The organism is Enterobacter sp. 168J2 (assembly GCF_034107265.1).
Taxonomy (GTDB): Bacteria; Pseudomonadota; Gammaproteobacteria; order Enterobacterales; family Enterobacteriaceae; genus Enterobacter; species Enterobacter nematophilus.
Map to the genome: position 1 here is coordinate 340,866 of NZ_JAWNEB010000003.1, position 19,296 is coordinate 360,161.

Here is a 19,296-nt window from a genome sequence, read left to right on the forward strand (position 1 = left end):
TCCCTAATAAAAAAGTACAGCTTTATTATTTATGCCCGGGCGCTGTGCGCGCCCGGGTTAGGTACTACAGGTGCTATCAGGTAATGATGTGTTGCTGGTTCACAAGCTCGTCGTAGGTGGTCTGCACGTTATCAAGCGTAACGAGTGCAGTATTAGTGTAGGTGCTCCCTGCACCGTCACGGTCGATGGAGATCACAGTGTTGCTACCGCTTTGCGTGACATTGATATAATTCCCCAGCGAGGCGGTATTTCCGTCCCAGCCCACCAGCAGATCGCCAATGTCGATCTTGTCTCCCTGCGCCAGGGAGAAGTTCGTCCAGTGGTCGCCGCCGGCGGTGGTGATGTTGCCCCCCGTCGCGTTGCCCGCCGTGCTGTTCAGCACCTGATAAATCAGCGTGTCGCCGTAGGCCGTACCGCTAACCACATCGTTATGCTCCGAACTGATAAATTTCGGCGCCATGTTGATGGTCAGCGACGCGGTGTCCGTGGTGCCGTTGGCATCGGTCAGGGTGTAGTTAAAGACCTCCTTGCTGGTAATGGTAGAGAGCGATATCCCCGGGTTAAGCGTGTAGGTGTAGCTGCCGTCTGCGGCAATCGCCAGCGTGCCGTAGTGGCCCGTAATGTTCACCTGCGTGCTGCCGGTGTACGGATCCAGCGTGGTGGTGACGCCGTCGTAGCCGGTAATGCTCACGCGGGTATCGACCGAGTGCAGCTGATCCAGTGTCCCTGCGGAACCGGTGCCGTCGAAAATGTTGCCGTCAACGGTATGGGTGCCCGTGGCGTCGAACTGCGACAGCGAGTAGCTGGTGCCGGTGACGCTTGGGGTAATGGTGATATTTCCTGCAGCCAGCGGCCCCATTCTGCCGGTATAGTTCAGGGTGTAGGTCCCCGCCTCCAGATCGAGACCCGTCAGGTTGATCGTCGCCGTGCCGCCCAGCAGCAGCCCGCCGTTGAACGAGCCGGTTCTCACGGTGGTGGCGCCGTTGGTCAGCGTCCAGTCCACCGTTAACCCGCCGAGTGAAAGCAGCGAGGCGACGTTAAACGTCAGCACCACGTTGTGCAGCGCGGTATTGGCATCCACCACGAAGGTACCGGTGCCGGAGCCCTGCGTAGAAGTGAGCAGCGCGGCGTTCCAGCTCGCCGACCCGACGGTAGTATCCGAGTACGCGGCGGTGCGGTGTACCGACGTCACGTCCATCGCGGTGCTGACATCATTCACCGCATCCATCGGCTTCGCGGTTGGGGTGATGTTGAGCGAAGCCGTGTCTTTCGTGCCGTCCGGCGCGGTAATGGTGTAGACGAAGGTATCCGGCGTGCTGATGTGGTCAACGCCGACGCCGCTGTTCAGGGTGTAGGTGTACTCCCCGGCCGCGTTGATGCTCAGCGTACCGTACTCGCCGGTAATGTTCGTCAGACCGCTGCTGTTCACCGCTACGCCGTTAACTTCCGTCACCAGCGTGCCGACTGGCGCAATATCATCCGTCAGAACATCCCCGGAGGTGCTCGCGCTGACGCTCGCCACGCTGTAGACATGATCCTGCAGCACGTCCAGCGTGTAGGCCGTCAGGGCGGTGATCCCCGCAGCCGTATTCAGCAGGAACAGGTACTCACCGGCCGGCAGCTGCAGCGTCAGCTGAGGCGAGGTGCCGCCCAGCAGCGGCGCGCGCAGCCAGCCTGGTTCAACGCGCATCTGCTCGAAGGTCTGCGTCGCGTTGTTGAACTTGTAGATGTACAGGTCGAACACCGATGCCAGGGCCACGCCGCCAACGGAAGCCTGGATGGTCATGGTGCGGGTGGTGCCTTCCTCCACGTTATAGATGATGGGGTTGGTCATATCGTCCAGCAGGTTCAGCCCCAGCGTGTTGCCGAGATTGATTCCCACCAGGGTAAAGCCGCCCTGGGAGGACGTACCGTTGTTAATCGCGTTGACGGTGGTATCGAAGGTCAGCGAGTTCGTGTCGTCAACCGCGACAATACCGCTGGTGGCGGTACCGGTGCCCAGCGCCAGCACCAGGTTTGCCGACGCGCTGACGCCGTTATGAGTGATGGTGTAGCTGAAGCTCTCCGTCCGGCCAATCACCGCTGCGCTGGTGTTGGTCAGATCGTAGGTGTAACTGCCGTCGCGGTTAATGGTCAGCGTACCGTATTGACCCTGGATCACCGTGCCGTCGGCGGTGACGCTGGTGGTGACACCCTGCGCGTTAGTGACGGCCGTGACCGTTGCCCCGGCCGGAGCATTGTCGCTGCCCGCGGTTGGGTCAACGTCGGTGATCACGTTACCGTCAAGGCTGGTGTCGCCCGTGACGGTGCCCGGTCCGGTCTCTTTCACCGCCACGTCGAGGCTGGTGTAGGAGCCGGTCGCCAGCAGGTTGGTGTTATAGCTCAGCACGCGGTAGTTGCCGTCCGCCAGCCCGGTCAGGTTCAGCGAAACGCCTGTCGCTCCCAGGGTCAGCAGGTCGGCAAACTGCGGTTGCCCGGTATCGACTACGGTAGTCCAGGTGTTGTTCACGGTGTCAAAGCGCTGTACCACCAGCTCAAGGGTGTTGAGCAGAGAGAGCACGGCCCCCGTGGCGTTGGCGTTCACGACGATATCCGCGCTGCCGCCGCTGCCCACGGTGAAGTTCACCTGAGCGGTGTCATTGCCGAGCAGCGTCAGGACGTTGCCCACGGCGCCGACCAGCAGGAAGCCGTAGTCGCTGTACTGGCTGTTGGTGACGGTGGCCGTGGTGCCGAGTTCCAGCTCTTCGACGTTATTGCTGGCGGAGAGCGGCACCACCGGCGCGAGCGCCGAGCCGGGCAGAGAGACGTTGCCCGCCGCGTCGGTGGCGGTGATTTGCAGCGTCTGGCCTTCGGTCTGCTTGTTAACGAAGGTGTAGCTGTACGTGCCGTTGCTGCCCGCTGTGGTGGTCACCGTCGAGCCGTCCGCGAGGCGGATAGTGACGGTGCTGCCCGCTTCAGCATTGCCGCTTAATACGCTACCGTCGGCGTTAAAGGTCCCGGTCGGGGCCGTCGGGGCGGTAAGATCGACGATAATCGTCGTCACGGCCGATGCCGGGCTGGTATTGCCTGCGGCATCGGTGGCCGTGGCGGTGAAGTTGTGGGTGCCCTGCGTCAGCGTGGTGGTTTCCGGCAGCGTCCAGTTGCCGTTGGCATCGGCGGTGACGGTGCCCACCAGCGTGATGCCATCGTAGATCCGTACCGTCGCATTCGCTTCGGCGGTTCCGCTCAGCGCTGGACGCGTGTCGTTGGTCGGGGTGACGCCGGTTACCGGGCCGATGACGCTGCCCACATCATCAATTACCGAGCTGATGACTGGCGCTGCCGGGGCAAGGGTATCGACGTTAATCGTGAACCCGGCGGTTGGCGCGCTGGCATTGCCTGCGGTATCGGTGGCGGTAAAGGTCAACGTATGCGGGCCGTTGCCCAGCGCCGGAGAAGGCGTAAAGCTCCATGCCCCACCGGTGGCCGTCACGCTGCCGATCTGCACGCCGTTATCGAAGATTTTCACCGTCGAACCGGCTTCTGCCGTACCGCTGAGGGTTGGCTGCGCGTCGTTGGTTGTTCCACCGTCGGCGACTGGCGTTGCCGCATTGCCGACGTCATCCAGGATGCTGGTGAGCACCGGCAGCGCTGGCGGCGCGGTGTCAATCGTCAGGCTGAAGCTTGCGGACGACGCGCTGATGTTGCCTGCGGCATCCGTGGCCTGCGCGGTGAAGCTGTGCGCCCCCTCTGTCAGCGCGGTATTGAGTAAGATATTCCAGCTGCCGCTGCCGTCAGCGGTGCCTGTCCCCACCAGCGTGGTTCCCTCATAGATATTCACGGTGGCAAACGGTTCGCTGGTGCCGACCAGCCGCGGTGCGGTGTCGTCGGTCGTCTGCCCGGACGTGAGCGGCCCGGTAAGGGTTCCTACATCGTCAATCGCCTGGCTGATAACCGGCGCGGTGGGTGCCGTGCTATCGACAACCAGCGTAAAGCCCGGCGAGGCGGGGCTGATGTTCCCTGCCTCATCGGTCACCGTGGCGGTCCAGGTGTGGCTGCCCGCGGCCAGCGGCGTGGACGGGGTAAAGCTCCATGCGCCAGTACCGTCCGCCAGCGCGGTGCCGACCGGCTGACCGTTTTCATAGATAGTGACCGTGGCGTTGGCCGTCGCGGTGCCGCTCAGCGTTGGCGTGGTGTCGTCGGTGCTCTGCCCGGAAGTGAGCGGGGTCTGGATACTGCCCACGTTATCTGCCGCGGCTGAAATGACCGGCGCAGACGGCACGCCCGTATCCACCGTCAGGTTAAACGGTGCCGTTGCGGTGCCCGCGTTGCCCGCCGCGTCGGTGGCGTTGAAGGTGATGGCGTGCGGTCCGTCGGGCAGATCGGTACCCGGCGTGAAGGTCCAGATGCCCTGGGCATTGACCACGGCGGTGCCAATTTCGTTGCCATCAACAATCACGTGCACCGTAGAGCCCACGTCGCCCGTGCCGTTGAAGGTCGGACGCGCGTCGTTGGTGCTGTTACCCGACGCGAGCGTTCCCGTGGTCGGTGCGACATCGTCAATCACGCTGGTCACCACCGGCACGCCGGGTCCTGCGGTATCGACGGTGAAGGCGAAGACCGACGAGTTAGCCGAGGCGTTGCCCGCGGCATCCGTTGCGTACGCGCGCAGGGAGTAGCTGCCGTCGTCCAGCGGCGTGGTCGGGGTGAAGGACCAGTTACCGGTTCCGTCGACGATCGCCGTACCCAACTGCGTACCGTTATTCATGATGTAGATGGTGCTGCCTGCCTGTCCGGTGCCGCTAATCGTTGGGGTGGTGTCGTTGGTCGCCTGCCCGCTGGTGAGGTTGCCCGTGACGCCGCCAGGGACGTTATCACTCACCGTATCCAGCGTTGGAACCGTCGGCGCCGTCAGGTCAACCACCACGCTCCACGGGGCTGAGACCAGGCTCAGGTTACCCTGCGGACCGGTTGCCTGAACCGTGAACGCGTGTGGCCCTTCGACAAGAGCGGTCTCTGGCGTAAAGCTCCACGCGCCGGTGCCATCAGCCGTAACCACGCCAATCTGGGTAGCGCCATCGAAAATGGTCACCACGCTGTTCGCGTCCGCCGTCCCCGAAAGGGTTGGCGTGGCGTCGTTCGTTTCGCTGCCGCTGGCTACCGGGGTCGCAGCATTGCCCACATTATCCGTTACGCTGGTGATGACCGGCGTGGTGGAAACGGAATCCACCACGAGGGTGAAGTCCGCCGAAGGACCGCTCTGATTCCCCGCCGGATCGGTCTCGCGGATGGTCAGAACGTTATTGCCTTCTGGCAGGACGGGCGTGGTGTAGCTCCAGGTGCCGGTATTGCCGACCACCACGCTGTCCAGCAGCACGCCGTTGTTGTAGATGGAGATGGTATCCCCCACCGCGCCGGTGCCGGAGAGGGTCGGCTGGCTGTCGTTGGTGGTCTGGCCGCTGGTCAGCGGCCCGGTGACAGGACCCACGTCGTCAATGACCGAGCCAATGGTTGGCGTGCCCGGGGCGGTAAGGTCGACGGTGACGCTGGCCGCCGGAGAGCGGCCGCTGGTGGCACCGTTGAGGGTCGCGGTCACCTCGAAGGTGTGCAGCCCTTCGCCAAGCGCGGCTGGCGTATAGCTCCAGCTGCCGCTGCCGTCGGCGGTCACCGTTGTCAATGGCGTCGCGCTACCGTCCTGATAGATAGTAATCACGCTGCCCGCTTCGGCCGTACCGGTAAGCGTTGGCGTGGTGTCGTTGGTGGTTTTGCCTTTCACATCGCCAATGACCGGGTCCACGTCATCGACGATTGCCGTGATGACGGGTACCTGCGGCAGCTCAAGCGGCGAGTCGGTGACGATAAAAGGCACATCGGCGCTTGGATTGCCTGCGGCGTCCGTGGCGGTCACGGTCAGCGTGGTTGGATCCAGCTGCGCCGGGCTCAGCGCAATGGAGAAGCTGCCGTCGCTGCCGACAACGCCGGTACCAATGACCGCGCCACCGCTGTCTTTCACGGTAATGGTACTTCCCTCTTCGCCGGTACCTGTCAGCGGTGTTCCTGTTTCAGGCAGGCTCATGTTGCCCGGATCGGCCGGTGCGACGGTATCGACCGTCACGCTCAGCGGCGCTGAATCCCCGGAGGAATTACCCGCCGGATCGCTGGAAGAGACGGTGAAGCTATGCGGACCCTCCGCCAGCGTCGCGTCGGCAGTCCAGCTCCAGGTGCCATCCGGCTGCACGGTTACCGGCACGGCAGATGGCGTGCCGTCTACGGAGACGATAACGGTGGTGCCCGGTTCACCGGTGCCGGTGAGGGTCGGCGTGCCGTCGTTCGTATACAGCACGTTGTTGGACAGCAGGCTGTTATCGACGGCGCTAATAGCGGGGCTCTCAGGCGCAACGGTATCGAGCGTGACGGTAAAGACCGGGCTCAGCGCGCTGACGTTACCCGCTGCGTCAACACCCGCCACGGTAATGTTCAGCGGGCCGTCCGTTTGTGTTGGGAGAGTAAGGGTCCATTCTCCGTTAACCACAACCACGCGCCCCAGCTCGACGCCGTTGTTGTAGACGATCACCGTATCGCCAGTCGCGCCGGTTCCTCCGACGGTTGGTGTTGCATCAGTGATATAGCCATCGTCCGGCGCGCCGCCAACGGCGACAATCGCCGGGACATCCGGCGCTACGGTATCCACGGTAATCGTAATCGCTGGTGACGGGTCAGAGACGTTGCCCGCTTCATCGGTGGCGGTGGCGGTATAGACGTGGCTGCCTTCCCCAATATCACTTTCAGGACGCCAGCTCCAGTTGCCGTTGCTGTCTACCGTCACGGTGCCCACGACGGTAGGAGTGCCGTTGACGGTGTCAGTAATGGTAATAACGTCATTCGCCGTACCGGTGCCGCTGAGGACCGGGCGCGGATCGTTGGTGGTTCCGCCGTCGGGAACGGGGCCGGTTATCTGGCTGACGCTGTCGGTAATCACCGGTGCTGCTGGTGCGACTGGCGCATCGGTATCAATGGTGATGGTGACCGGCTGGGACGGGGCGCTTTCGTTGCCCGTGCCGTCCATGTTGGTGACGGTCAGGGTAATGTCATAGGTGCCGTTAGGCAGCGGGGTGGCGGGCGTCCAGGTCCAGTTGCCGGTGCCGTCCACGAGCACATCATCAAGCTTGACGCCGCCGTTGTAGATCGTCACGGTGTCGCCCGGATTGCCGGTGCCGCTCAGGGTCGGCGTGGTGTCGCGGGTGGTTTCTCCCGGATTCAGCGCCGTTTCTGTGCCGTCAGGATTGACGGTGATTGCCGGGATATCCGGCGTGGCTGGCGGAACGGTATCCACCGTCAGTTCAAACGGCGTTGAGATGGTGGTATTGCCCGCGGCATCCGTGGCATGCACCGTCAGCGTATGCTGGCCGTCGGTGAGCGGAATAACGGGGGTAAAGCTCCAGCCGCCGCTGCCGTCGAGGGTCGCGGTGCCGAGCAGGGTGGTGCCGTCATAGACGGTGATCACCGCATCTGCCGGCGCGGTGCCCTGCAGCAGCGGCTGGGTGTCGTCGGTGGTGTCGCCGCTGGTGAGCGGCCCGTTAACGCCGCCGACGTCATCGGTCACGGTGGCGATAGTGGCCGCCGCTGGCGGCGTGGTATCGACGGTCAGGGTAAAGCTGCCTGATGCCTGGCTGGTATTACCCGCTCCGTCGGTGGTGACGGCGGTAAAGGTATAGGTCCCGTTGCCAAGCGGCGTGGCGGGGGTAAAGGTCCACGTGCCGTTGCTGTCGACCGGAACCGTGATGAGATCGACGCCGTCCTGGCGGATGGTGACGGTTGAGCCCGGCTCAGCGGTGCCGTTGATCGTCGGCGTGGTGTCGTTGGTGCTGTCGCCAGGATTGAGCGCGCCGAGGCGCTCTGGCACATCATCCACTACCTGGGTAATAACCGGCGCATCCGGGGCAACGCTGTCAATGATGATGCCCCAGCTGTTGGAGACGCCGCTAACGTTGCCCGCCGCGTCGGTCGCGACGGCGGTCAGAGTATGCGGGCCCTCGGCGATGGGGGTGTCCGGAGTAAAGCTCCACGCGCCGAGGCCATCGGCGACGGTCGTACCAATATCAACGCCGTCCACGCGGATGGTCACCGTGGCATTTGCGGCGGCGGTGCCGCTGAGCGTCGGGGTTGAATCATTGGTGGTCTCATTGAGGTCGAGCGAGCCGGTACGTCCGGGAACATCGTCAACGACCTGCGTAATGACCGGGGCTTCCGGCGCAGTCCCGTCGACGATAATGGTCCACGCGTTCGATTGTCCGCTCGGGTTACCGGCGGCATCCGTTGCCGTCGCCGTCAGCACGTACGTACCATCGGCCAGCGGTGAGGGCGGCGTAAAGCTCCACAGGCCGGATGAGGGGACGGCCACCGTGCCGATAATATCGCTGCCGTTGAAAATCGTGATGGTCGAACCGGGTTCGCCCGTGCCGTTCAGGGTTGGCGCCCGGTCGTTGGTCAGCCCATTCTGGTCCACGGGACCGGTTGTGTTCAGCACGTCGTCAATCACCGACACGATAACCGGAGCCTGCGGCGGGGTGACATCCGGCGCCGCCGCGGAGGTTGCTGGCCCCGTGTTGCCCGCCGCGTCGGTGGCGACTGCGGTCAGGACTTCGCCGTTGAGCTTAGGCGGGGTCAGCGTCAGGCTAAAGTTGCCCTCGCTGTCGGCCACCGGGGTGCCCAGGATAGCGTCGCCTTCACGGATGGTTACCGTGCTGCCAGGCTCGGCGGTGCCGGTGATGGTGCCGCCATCGTTCGAAACGACGAGGTCGCCGGGGGCCAGCGGCGGCGTGGTGTCCACGGTGAAGATGAACGGCTCTGAGGCCGCACTCTGGTTTCCGGCGGCATCGGTTTCAACGACGGTTATCGAGTGCGTCCCGTCCGGGAGCGGGCCGTTCGGCGTGACGCTCCAGGTGCCGTTCGGCAGCACCGTCGTGGTGCCAACCACCACACCGTTATCGTAGATAGTGATTGTGCCACCTGGCTCGCCCGTTCCCGCCAGGATTGGCTTTGAAGCGTCGGTAGGCGTGCCTGCGGTTATGGTCCCTCTGATCGCACCCGTGTCGTCGGTCAGCACAATCGCGGTTGGCGTGGTCGGCGGGGTCAGATCCACGGTGAGGGTAAATACCGGGGAGGCCGGTCCGAGGTTACCGGCGGCGTCGGTTGCCCGCACGGTAATCTGGTGGGTGCTTTCAGTCAGGTCAGCTGACGGCGTGAATGTCCAGGTGCCGTTGCTGGCGACGAGCGCCGTACCGATCGCGACTCCGCCGTCATAGATGGTCACGGTGGACCCCGCCTCCGCGGTGCCGCTGAGCTGCGGGCGTGGATCGTTGGTGCTGCCGCCGTTAGTGACCGACCCCGTTAGTGGGGCGACATCGTCCGTCACGCTGCCGATCGTCGGAGCATCGGGTGCGGTGAGATCCGGCGCCGTAATCGTTGTGCCCTGGCTGGTATTCCCGGCCGCATCCGTCGCGGTGGCGGTCACCTGTTCGCCGTTGGTCAGCGGAGTGCCGAGAGACACGGTAAAGTTGCCGTCACTGCCGGTTTTCCCGGTGCCAATGACGTTGCCGTTCGCGTCTTTCAGCGTGATGGTACTGCCGGGCTCGGCGGTACCGGTGACGCTTTTACCGTCCGACGAGAACTGAAGGCTGGATGGTGCATTCGGCGGTGTTGTATCCGGGTTGGACGGATCGACCGGCGTGCCGGGAGGAGGGCTGCTGTTATCTCCATCGTCGTCGTCATCCCCACCGCCGCCGCCACTGGAGCTCGCTACCGCAGCGATGGCGCCAGCCGCGACAATGCCGCCCAGCGCCCATGGCCAGATGGCGGCACCACCGGCATCACTCCCGGATGCGGCCAGCAACGCGTCCGTAGACGCGATGGACTCGTACGTGGCGGCCCCGGTTGGATCTTCAATCCACCATAACGCACCGTCACTCTCCTGGAGCACCAGCTGGCTCACGCCCTGCGCATCGGTGACGTAAAAATTTTTAAGGGTGATCACTTCCCCTGAGTGCAGCGTCACCACCAGATCGTTACCGCTTCGCGCGAAGTGGGAGACATCGGCTCGCTCTACATGAAGCTCAACGATAGAGGAATGGCTCAGCGTAACCTGTGTGCCTTCCGTAGTCGTTTCCACGCCAGTGAGTTTTGATATAACAGAGATTTGGCTCATTTAGGTATTACTCCAGCAGAGTTATCGTGAACGACGAGCAAGACGAGCCATCTCTGGAGAAGGTAAAGGGCGCCCCCGGCGGAGTTACTGTTTATTAAACAGCACTCACCGTCTTTTTTAGAGCGAACGATGCCCGCCAGGATTCAGAGTGGCAACATCAGAGCGAATGTAATTACTTATCAAAAAGAATGTTTGCTATGCGTATTTTGTGCCTTATAAAACCCTGTAATTAATAGAGGATTTGGTTTTGAGGATATAAAAATGATATAGCCAGAAAACGGTGAATGTGCAAATTAAGCTTTCGTAAATAAAGGGGTAAGTCGTAAAGAGGGCATTAATTTATTGATGGGGGTTATGTATTTCTTTTATTATGCTGTTGTTTTATTGGGTTTTTTTGTTTTAAATTTACGTTTTTTATTTATGCTTTAGATGTAATTCAATAATTGGTAGTGACGTTTGTTGACGTAATTAAAAATGTTATTATTTAAACCTACTTAAACGTCGTTTAAGTTAGGGTAACATTTTTGATGTAGGATATATTATATTAATGGTAATTTAAAATATATTCTTATAGGGCGTTGGAATTCTGCTACTGCGAACGGAAATATAATAACCTGCTTTATTTTCAATGCGGTTCATTCATTAACCTGATACTGAGGTCGAAAAAATATGACCACGGGGATGGGCAACCGGACGTTTGCATTAATACCCTCTGTTCGAAGCAATAAAAAGGGCCGCTAGCGCGGCCCTGAGGTGAGTGTGTCGGTTATTCAGTGACTTTCTTTTCCAGCTCGCTGGCACCTTCTTTGGTTTTGTTCCAGCCTTTCTCAGCGCCTTCTTTAGTGGCATCCCACCCTTTCTCGGTGCCTTCTTTGGTTTTATGCCAGGCTTTCTGGGAATCTTCGCTGACTTTGCTGCCAAAGCTTTCGCTCTTGCCTTCCGCAGCATGCTGCTGTTTCAGCTTCAGCTCTTCGCCTTTGTTCTGCTCTTCGTGCAGTTTTTGCTTCGCTTCGTTGGCGTTTGCGTTCGCCGCAGCGACGGTATCGTCAGTTGCATGTGTGGTCGCAGCAAATACTGGGGAAGCCAGCAGAACGGCAGATAATGCGATAATTGTTTTTTTCATAATATCCTCATTTAACGTTATCGGTTATGAGCGTGATTCAGCATGGCACAGACGAAGCGGGGTGGCTTTAGGAAAAAACTGTAATGAGATCAAAGTCTGCTGGCGAGCGCCCCCTGGCTTGAGGATCACCCGAAGGATAAAAACCCCATCTCAACGAGGGCCGCAAGGGTCAGCAGAATAAAGAAAATAACGACCATGGGTCTGTACATTTTTTAAGGCTCCATCCTTGTGTGATGTCTTGTCCAGCGTACGGGATACATCGTTAAGCCATCCCCGGCACGACATATCCCCTGAGTGAAGTGTGTCCGTTTTACTTTTCCATGGGAGGAGGGCGGTGTCGTTGATGTTTATCAAAGGGCGGCGGCAGGGTAAGGAAAATCTGCATGAAAGGGTCTGCGCCCTGTTAGCGTTGAACAGTTTGCGCTGCCGCTGGCTGTCGCCACTGGCGGACGTGCTCGATCAGGGCTCTTAGCTTGGGTGCCATATTGTGACGCTGGGGGAAATAGAGATAAAAGCCGGGAAAAGAGGGAAGAAACGTATCAAGCAGGGCAACAAGCTGCCCCGATTCAATATACGGTGTGAATGTATCCTCCGTGGCCAGGGTTATGCCGCCGCCGGCCAGTGCCAGGCTGAGCATGAGGCGCAGATCGTTTGTGGTGATCTGCGGTTCAATCGCCACATCGAAGGGAACGCCCGCCTCCACAAATTCCCAACGATAGGGGGCAACGTCCGGGGCAGGGCGCCAGCCGATACACCGGTGAGTAACCAGTTCGCGGGGGTGCTCAGGTACGCCGTGAGCCGCCAGATAGGACGGCGAAGCCACCACCCTCTCACGCTGCTGGCCCGTAAGGGGAACGGCGATCATGTCTTTTTCGATAACTTCACCCAGCCTTACCCCGGCGTCATAGCCCGCCGCCACGATATCGAACTCCTCATCCGACACGAAGATATCAAGCGATACCGCAGGATGCGCAGCCGCAAACGACGCGAGCAGCGGGCCAGAGAGAAACGCTTCCGCGATTGAGGTGACCGCGATTCTGAGCTGGCCGCGCGGTGTGATGTCCGACGCCACGTCTTCAAAGGCCGCTTCAATATTGGCGATGGGGCCCTGCAACGATTTACGCAGCCGTTCACCTGCTTCAGTGAGGCTTACCGAGCGCGTGGTGCGCATCACCAGCAGGGTTTGAAAACCATCTTCAAGGCGCCTAATCCCCTGACTGACAGCGGAGCGGGTTATGCCCAGCCGCACGGCGGCAGCGCTGAAGCTGCGCTCCTCGGCGACCGCCAGAAAAACGGGTAATAGATTGAGATCGATTTTCATTGTTTAACATTGCTAACCAGTGAGTCCAGTAAAGGCAGGATACAAGAAACAATGATGAGTATCTATTATCACGTTGAACTCAACTGAAGGAGCAAAACATGAACAAAGTTATTTTAATTACCGGTGCATCAAGCGGTATCGGAGAAGGTATTGCCAGGGAGCTGGGCAAGGCAGGCGCGAAGGTTTTCCTGGGCGCTCGCAGGCTGGATCGCATCAACGCCCTGGCTGCTGAAATCCGCAGTGCAGGGGGGGAAGCAGAGGCCGCAGTCTTAGACGTTACCAGCCGCCAGTCGATGGCTGACTTCGTGCAGGCAGCGCGTGAAAAATGGGGCCGCATTGACGTGCTGATTAACAACGCGGGCATCATGCCCCTTTCTCCGCTTTCGGCAGGCAAGCAGGATGAGTGGGAGCGCACCATTGACGTCAATATCAAGGGCGTGCTGTGGGGAATAGGCGCCGTTCTGCCGATTATGGAAGCCCAGGGCTCGGGACAAATCATTAATATCGGCTCGATTGGTGCCTTGTCCGTTGTGCCCACGGCTGCCGTCTACTGTGCGACTAAATTCGCCGTACGGGCGATTTCGGATGGTTTACGTCAGGAAAGTTCGAACATCCGCGTGACCTGCGTTAACCCTGGGGTAGTGGAAAGCGAACTGGCCTCGACCATTACGCACCCGGAAACCATGGCGGCGATGGACGCGTATCGTGCTATTGCCCTCAAACCTGCTGATATTGCCCGCGCCGTGCGCCACATCATCGAGGCGCCTGAGAGTGTCGATACAACAGAAATCACGATCAGACCGACGGCATCTGCGAACTAACGTCGCGGATGAAAATTAGCGGGTCAGGCATTGCCTGACCCGCTTTACTTTCTTACCAGGGCTGCTCGGTCGGCATAATAAACAGCTCTGCCACGTCCACATGTTCCGGTGCCTGCAGCACGTAAACAATCGAGTCGGCGATATCGTCGGCTTTCAGGAACGTCATCTTCTCCTTCAGCTGTTCCATCTGCGCGCGATAATTGTCGTCACTGATATGCTCGAATAATTCACTTTCTACGGCTCCCGGCTGGAGTGAGGTGACGCGAATGTTGAACTGCGGCGCCAGCTCCATACGCAAAATATCCGAGAAGGCGGCAACGGCGTGCTTCGTTGCACAGTACACCCCAAGCCCGGGGTACGTTTTGCGCCCGGCGATCGACGAGGTATTGATGATGTGACCAGACCGCTGCGACTGCATAATCGGCAGCACGGCCGCTACGGTGTTAAACAGGCCTTTTACGTTCACGTCTACCATTTGGTGCCATTCATCGACTTTGAGGCTGGCAATATCCGAGATCGGCATCAGCCCGGCGTTATTGAAGGCGATATCAATGTGGCCATAGCGTTTGTGCAGTGTCGCGACCCCTTCATTAACCGAGGCCGGGTCAGTGACGTCCATAACCAGCGCCATGGCTTCACCGCCGTCAGCCTCAATTTCAGAGACCAGCGCCTGCAGGCGATCCAGGCGGCGGGCGGCGAGACCGACCCTGACGCCCTGTTTCGCTAATTTTTTTGCCGTGGCGGCACCAATCCCGCTTGAAGCACCGGTGATGAGAGCGACTTTATCTTTAAGTTCCATAACTGATCCTCGTGAGAGTTAATTTCAACGCTTCAGAAAGAACGTCTGAAGTACGGGTCAATAATGGATGTTTCAGGCGGTGGCTTCGCGCGGGCTTTTGCTCAAACTGTCGGACTTTTGCTGCGAACGATATCGCTGCGATAGTGCGAGGGCGTCACGCCGTTATGCCTGAGGAAGACGGCAGCAAAGTGGCTGGGGCTGGTGTATCCCACGTTCAGGGCAATATTGATAATGGAATCATTGGTTTCCGACAGCATGCGGCGCGCTTCCTCCATGCGTAGCCGGATAAAATAGTGGGAAGGCGAAAGCCCGGTCGTCTGTTTGAAGGCGCGGCTAAAATGGTATTCGCTGAGATCGGTCAGCTTAGCCAGCCGTGCCAGGTCAAACGGCTGGGCCAACCCTTCTCGCATTGCTGTGAAGACCCGGTGCAGTTTAAATGCCTGCAGCCCACCACGGTGTCGTTTCGTGTGCGTGCCGTAGGTGCGAACCAGGTGGACCGCCAGCGCCTGGGCAATTCCCTGGATAAAGGGGCCGCTTGGGGGCGTTTGCAGATACAGCTCCTGGCGTATCTGTTCCAGCAGGGCGGATAGCGTTTCGTCGCGCGCGCCGGAGACTTCCCGCAGTTCACACTCCTGCATCATGGCCACGCCGATATACACATGCATGACGATGAACGGTATATCTGGCTCGGCTTGCCACCGCATTTCAGTGGGAGAGGGCGCCGTCGTGAGAAAGAAATCGCCTGCGGTAACGCGGTTTGCTAACCACGCCTCGCCGGGGGAGCGCTCCTCAACAACGGCTTGACCAGAGAGGATCCAGACGATAAAGGGCTCCGGAACCGCCGGAATAATGACGTTTTCCTGGACTTGTCTGCGGGCCAGAATTTGAACGAATACATCCCGGGAAGATTGTGCCCGATGCTCCCGGAGCAGCTTGCCGGGAAGGTATTCTTCAAACGTCTCTGCGGAAGTTCGCTGAGTCATCGTTATCGTTGCCTTTTGTTATGCCAGTTGCACCAGATTTACCGCCGGAAGAGGCCCTCCGGGGAATTGTTGGAGCGTCCCGCCGATCTCAAGACTGCCTAAATCAATGCTTGCGAAGCCCAGCAGCCCGGCTAACGCTTTCACTTCCGCCTTCGCATCTGCATCGTCTCCGGAGATAAAGACGACACGACGGCCACCCGCTTGCGCCGGATCCTGAGCCAGCACTCCTGCAAGAAGGGTATTGAAGGCTTTGACGACGCGAGCCCCCGGCGCCCACTGGGTTACGAACTGGCTTGAGTTTTTTCCGCCCAGTTCTGCCAGCTTATAGCCTGGCAAAAGTACCGGGTTCGTGGCATCAATCAGGATGCGTCCATTCCATGTAATTCCGCTTAACGCGGCTTCGGTTTTGTCCCAGTTAGTGCTGACAAAAACGATGTCGGCTTCAGCGGCCTGCTGTGCGGTGCCGGCGCGAGCCCCGCGGCCCAACTCTTCAACCACGTCAGACAGGCTTTCCGGCCCGCGGCTGTTGCTCAGAATAACGTTCATGCCCGCATTTACCAGCTGTTTCGCAAAGGCTTGCCCGAGTGCACCAGCGCCGATAATACCTACAGTTGTTGTTTTCATGCTTAATTTCCTTCAGGAAGAGTAGTGAACATGCGTAGAGAATAGTAATCTTCGACCTATCTGAATAGCCTATATAATTAGATGGATTCCATCTTCCGGAGCGATACATGCTGGACGGTATGTCTGTTGATCAACTGCGCACATTTATTGCCGCCGTTGATGAGGGAAGTTTTTCGGCCGCGGGGCGTAAACTGCGGCGCGCGCAGTCGGTTGTCAGCGCGACGCTGGCCAATCTTGAGGCGCAGGTCGGATTCCCATTATTCGATCGCTCCGGACGCTATCCGAAACTGACGGAGGCGGGCGTCGCGATGCTGGAAGCGGCGCGCCTTGCCGCTGCCGGAATGGACGCCTTCAAGGCTAAGGCGCGCACCTTAGCCGAAGGCCTGGAGCCTGAACTGGCGGTCTCCGTCGATGTGATGTTTCCCGTTGCGCAGCTCACCGCTGCGGTGCAGGCGTTTCATCAAGTCTTTCCCGACACGCCGCTGCGTTTGTATGTGGAAGCGTTAGGGGCGGTGCTCCAGCCTCTGCTGGACGGCCACTGTCGGGTGGCGATTATCGGCTCGCTGCCGCATATTCCGGCTGGATGCACCTCAGAATTTCTTCTCAGCGTGCCGGCCGTGGCCGTTGTCTCACCTGAACATCCGCTGGCTAACCTGCCAGGGCCGATCCTCCGCTCGCTTTTAGCGGAACACGTTCAGCTGGTGCTGGCCGATCGTTCGTCGCTTACCGTGGGCCGGAGCTTTGGCGTGATGTCGTCAAAAACCTGGCATTTGGCCGATATGGGCGCTAAGCACGCCTTCCTGCGCGCAGGGCTTGGTTGGGGTTATATGCCGCTGCCAGTGGTTGAGGAGGACCTTGCGACGGGTAAGCTGGTCGCGTTGAATTTGCAGATGCAGCCTGACGTCGGACCGGGTTTTGCCATGCAGGCCGTGCATTTAGAAGAACATCCTCCGGGTCCGGCCGGACGCTGGTTCATTAATAAGCTCAAAATGCAGGTTGGCGCGTCTGGTTTACAACAGATCTGACCGGTCTGCGAATCCAGACTACGCTTGCTAAAAAATGGTCGTCTGAATTTCGGTTGTGACGTTCTTACTGAATGCTTAGATTCATTTTCAATCTGTCGAGAGGAAATGAATATGAATTTTGCAGAACTCCACAATCAGCATGAGCCCCTGCTGATCGCCAACGTTTGGGACGCCGCCAGCGCTGTCGCAGCGCAAGAAGCAGGCTATCAGGCACTGGGAACGTCCAGCGCAGCAATAGCGTCCATGCTGGGATATGAAGACGGGCAGGGAATGCCGTTTAATGAATTATTTTATGTGGTCACCCGTATCCGGGCTGTCAGCAGCCTGCCATTGAGCGTTGACATGGAAGCAGGATATGGTGATTCAGCCGAAGAGATAGTCGCCCATCTCAGAAGCCTTGCTCAGACAGGCGTATCGGGCGTTAACCTTGAAGACAGCAGAGTCATTAATGGGGGGCGCCAGCTTGACGATGTCTCTGATTTTTCCCGTAATCTGAAAACAATATGCAATGCGCTGAGAAGCGAAAATTGTAGTCTGTTCCTGAACATTCGGACTGATACTTATCTGCTCGGGCATGAAGACGCATTGCAGGAGACGATATTACGGGGTCAGCGCTATAAAGCTGCTGGTGCTGATGGCCTTTTTGTTCCCTGTCTGACGTCAGAGAAAGACATCAGCCTTATTGCAGAGGCAACGGGTCTGCCGCTGAACGTCATGTGTATGCCCGAACTTCCGTCGTTCGACAGGCTGAAACGGGCCGGGGTAAACCGCATTTCAATGGGCAATTTTGTTCATTCAGCCATGCAGTCAACGCTGAGTGATGTAATGCATGCGATTCGAACTCGTCAGACGTTTGCAGGACTTTTTAGCGATGAAAATAACCGATAAGAATTTATGTGATATCTGGTATCAGGCATTACTTGAACGAGATTCAGAATATACCGGCGTATTTTTAGTTGAAATAATACGACTTTTACATTCAAAAATGCCTTTGGATAAATGGGCGTCAGTGCCAAAAGCGATTGAAGGCATTCGGCGAGAATTAGTATTGTTCCTTGAGAATGAGCCGCAAAATAAGGCTTCTAATTTGGATTGCAATAACCTGGAGAGAACAATAAAAGGCTGGATAAAGAAGGATAGCATTTTGGAGTTTGCATTTTCTGAAGCGGTTTTGAAAAAAATAAAGAGGCCATGAAACATCTAAACTTCATGTTTCTTATGTAGTGAGACATGAAATGGAGATAATCTAGAGCAGTAAGAATGTTCAGGATACTAGTATGATCTTTCTGATATTACTGCGCCAGAATGTTCTTAGGATCTGTCTCCGTGGAGTCTAACTCATTATCTCATCTCAGAGGTATGGTGTTAGTTGGTCAGAAGAGTGCGTTAATGTTTGCTTAACGCGCAAAGCAAGCATTGGCGCTGCACTTTATGGAAAGTTTGTCCAACAGTAGTGCTTTGTTGAATGCCTGGATATCAAGAGTTTGAGATTAAATCCCTTACTATCTCTTACCTAATTGGAGTCACCAAAGTGGTCTTTGCAGAAAATTCATCCTCCCAATGACTGTGCTGCCTTTTTTATTAAATTTTCCCGGCACTTATAACAAACTACGAACAAAAAAAACGAAAATACCGTGCTAAGTATTTTACGAATTATTTCATTTCTTTCTGAATAAACTTGATAAGTATCCGCAAGCGTACTATATGTTCTGGATAGCAACTGTACCGAAGAGAAGTATGACACCATCGCACTATCGCATTCTTCTGATAAAGAATTTTTATTTTGAGAGATATTACGCATTATTACCCGGGTTTGTGCAACCAGCGCATCAGATAATTTATCCTCAGATGGTGCGGTAAGTCCCGAAACCAATGCCATGTAATCATTAATTGCATTTTGATTACATTCAGCAAGTTTTGGATAAATCGAGTGCAAATTATCTGCTATGTTCTTAACTAACTTTTGAGTTTCTGGGGGAAGATTTAAATACCAACTAAGATATTTTTTCTATTCAAATGGCTTTAACATACCAATGATAATTGGTTTTTCTGCTAACCAAAAATCCAAATATCTAGATTCTGCAATGTTCAACTTTAGTGCTATTTGCGCAGCTTCTAAGAAAGTATGCTTTTTGGACATCAATTCATCCCTCATTTCAGTTCGCTGATTTTGATATTCACTTCGCAGCTTTGTGAGTAATCGGGTATGTTCAATAACGATATTTTCATAATATCCTGGCGGCGTTTCTGGAATTCTCTTCAAACTCAACCATCCTAAATTGATCAGTCCGATGCTAACCATGAGTAGTACCGCAATAATTTCATATTTATTTTTATTTATATTGTGAAGGAAGGTCATTGAATAATTCCATTGTTGATTTCATTTATATATGAGATAGCTTACTATTATTTTTGAA

Annotated in this window: 11 protein-coding genes and 1 pseudogene; 4 read left to right on the forward strand and 8 right to left on the reverse strand. The window is 57.4% G+C overall.

Annotated features, from left to right (window positions below):
* Nucleotides 1–76: 76 nt before the first annotated feature.
* The 3 genes from USG84_RS12200 to USG84_RS12210 all read right to left on the reverse strand — a co-directional run bounded on the left by USG84_RS12200 (nt 77) and on the right by USG84_RS12210 (nt 12,627).
* Nucleotides 77–10,183 carry a BapA/Bap/LapF family large adhesin gene (locus tag USG84_RS12200; protein WP_320738284.1) on the reverse strand — a complete coding sequence of 3,369 codons (10,107 nt, stop codon included), beginning with the start codon at nt 10,181–10,183 and terminating at the stop codon, nt 77–79.
* Between the two features lie 766 nt (nt 10,184–10,949).
* A complete protein-coding gene (locus USG84_RS12205; RefSeq protein ID WP_028014145.1) occupies nt 10,950–11,306 on the reverse strand; it encodes a hypothetical protein in 357 nt (118 codons plus the stop codon).
* 403 nt (nt 11,307–11,709) lie between these two features.
* On the reverse strand, nt 11,710–12,627 hold the full coding sequence (locus USG84_RS12210) for a LysR family transcriptional regulator (protein ID WP_151412875.1): 918 nt from the start codon (nt 12,625–12,627) through the stop codon (nt 11,710–11,712).
* A gap of 98 nt (nt 12,628–12,725) precedes the next feature.
* Here USG84_RS12210 and USG84_RS12215 point away from each other — a divergent pair, with 98 nt between their 5' ends.
* Entirely contained in the window at nt 12,726–13,448 is a 723-nt protein-coding gene (locus USG84_RS12215) for an SDR family oxidoreductase (RefSeq protein ID WP_061097330.1), read from the forward strand.
* Nucleotides 13,449–13,500: 52 nt separating this feature from the next.
* Here the strand turns inward: USG84_RS12215 and USG84_RS12220 are convergent, their stop codons facing one another.
* From USG84_RS12220 to USG84_RS12230, 3 genes are all read right to left on the reverse strand, one after another.
* Nucleotides 13,501–14,247, reverse strand: coding sequence for an SDR family oxidoreductase (locus USG84_RS12220; RefSeq protein ID WP_151412874.1), 747 nt, complete (start codon nt 14,245–14,247; stop codon nt 13,501–13,503).
* A gap of 101 nt (nt 14,248–14,348) precedes the next feature.
* Nucleotides 14,349–15,230 (reverse strand): helix-turn-helix domain-containing protein, encoded by an 882-nt coding sequence (locus tag USG84_RS12225; protein ID WP_151412873.1) that lies wholly within the window; start codon nt 15,228–15,230, stop codon nt 14,349–14,351.
* Between the two features lie 18 nt (nt 15,231–15,248).
* Nucleotides 15,249–15,854: an NADPH-dependent F420 reductase gene (locus USG84_RS12230; protein ID WP_253543114.1), complete on the reverse strand. Its 606-nt coding sequence runs from the start codon at nt 15,852–15,854 to the stop codon at nt 15,249–15,251.
* 119 nt (nt 15,855–15,973) lie between these two features.
* On the opposite strand from USG84_RS12230, the gene USG84_RS12235 reads away from it, so the two are divergent.
* The 3 genes and pseudogenes from USG84_RS12235 to USG84_RS12245 all read left to right on the forward strand — a co-directional run.
* On the forward strand, nt 15,974–16,879 hold the full coding sequence (locus tag USG84_RS12235) for a LysR family transcriptional regulator (RefSeq protein WP_316330595.1): 906 nt from the start codon (nt 15,974–15,976) through the stop codon (nt 16,877–16,879).
* A 111-nt stretch (nt 16,880–16,990) separates the two neighbouring features.
* Nucleotides 16,991–17,767 carry an isocitrate lyase/PEP mutase family protein gene (locus USG84_RS12240; RefSeq protein ID WP_151412872.1) on the forward strand — a complete coding sequence of 259 codons (777 nt, stop codon included), beginning with the start codon at nt 16,991–16,993 and terminating at the stop codon, nt 17,765–17,767.
* A pseudogene (locus tag USG84_RS12245) lies at nt 17,751–17,843 on the forward strand (hypothetical protein); the annotation flags it as partial. The gene USG84_RS12240 and the pseudogene USG84_RS12245, both read left to right, overlap by 17 nt.
* A 585-nt stretch (nt 17,844–18,428) precedes the next feature.
* On the opposite strand, the gene USG84_RS12250 reads toward USG84_RS12245, so the two are convergent.
* Both USG84_RS12250 and USG84_RS12255 read right to left on the reverse strand, forming a co-directional pair.
* Nucleotides 18,429–18,758, reverse strand: coding sequence for a hypothetical protein (locus USG84_RS12250; RefSeq protein ID WP_320738285.1), 330 nt, complete (start codon nt 18,756–18,758; stop codon nt 18,429–18,431).
* Nucleotides 18,759–18,887: 129 nt separating this feature from the next.
* The gene (locus tag USG84_RS12255; RefSeq protein WP_320738286.1) at nt 18,888–19,238 is read right to left on the reverse strand and encodes a hypothetical protein; all 351 of its coding nucleotides are present in this window, start codon (nt 19,236–19,238) and stop codon (nt 18,888–18,890) included.
* Nucleotides 19,239–19,296 lie beyond the last annotated feature (58 nt).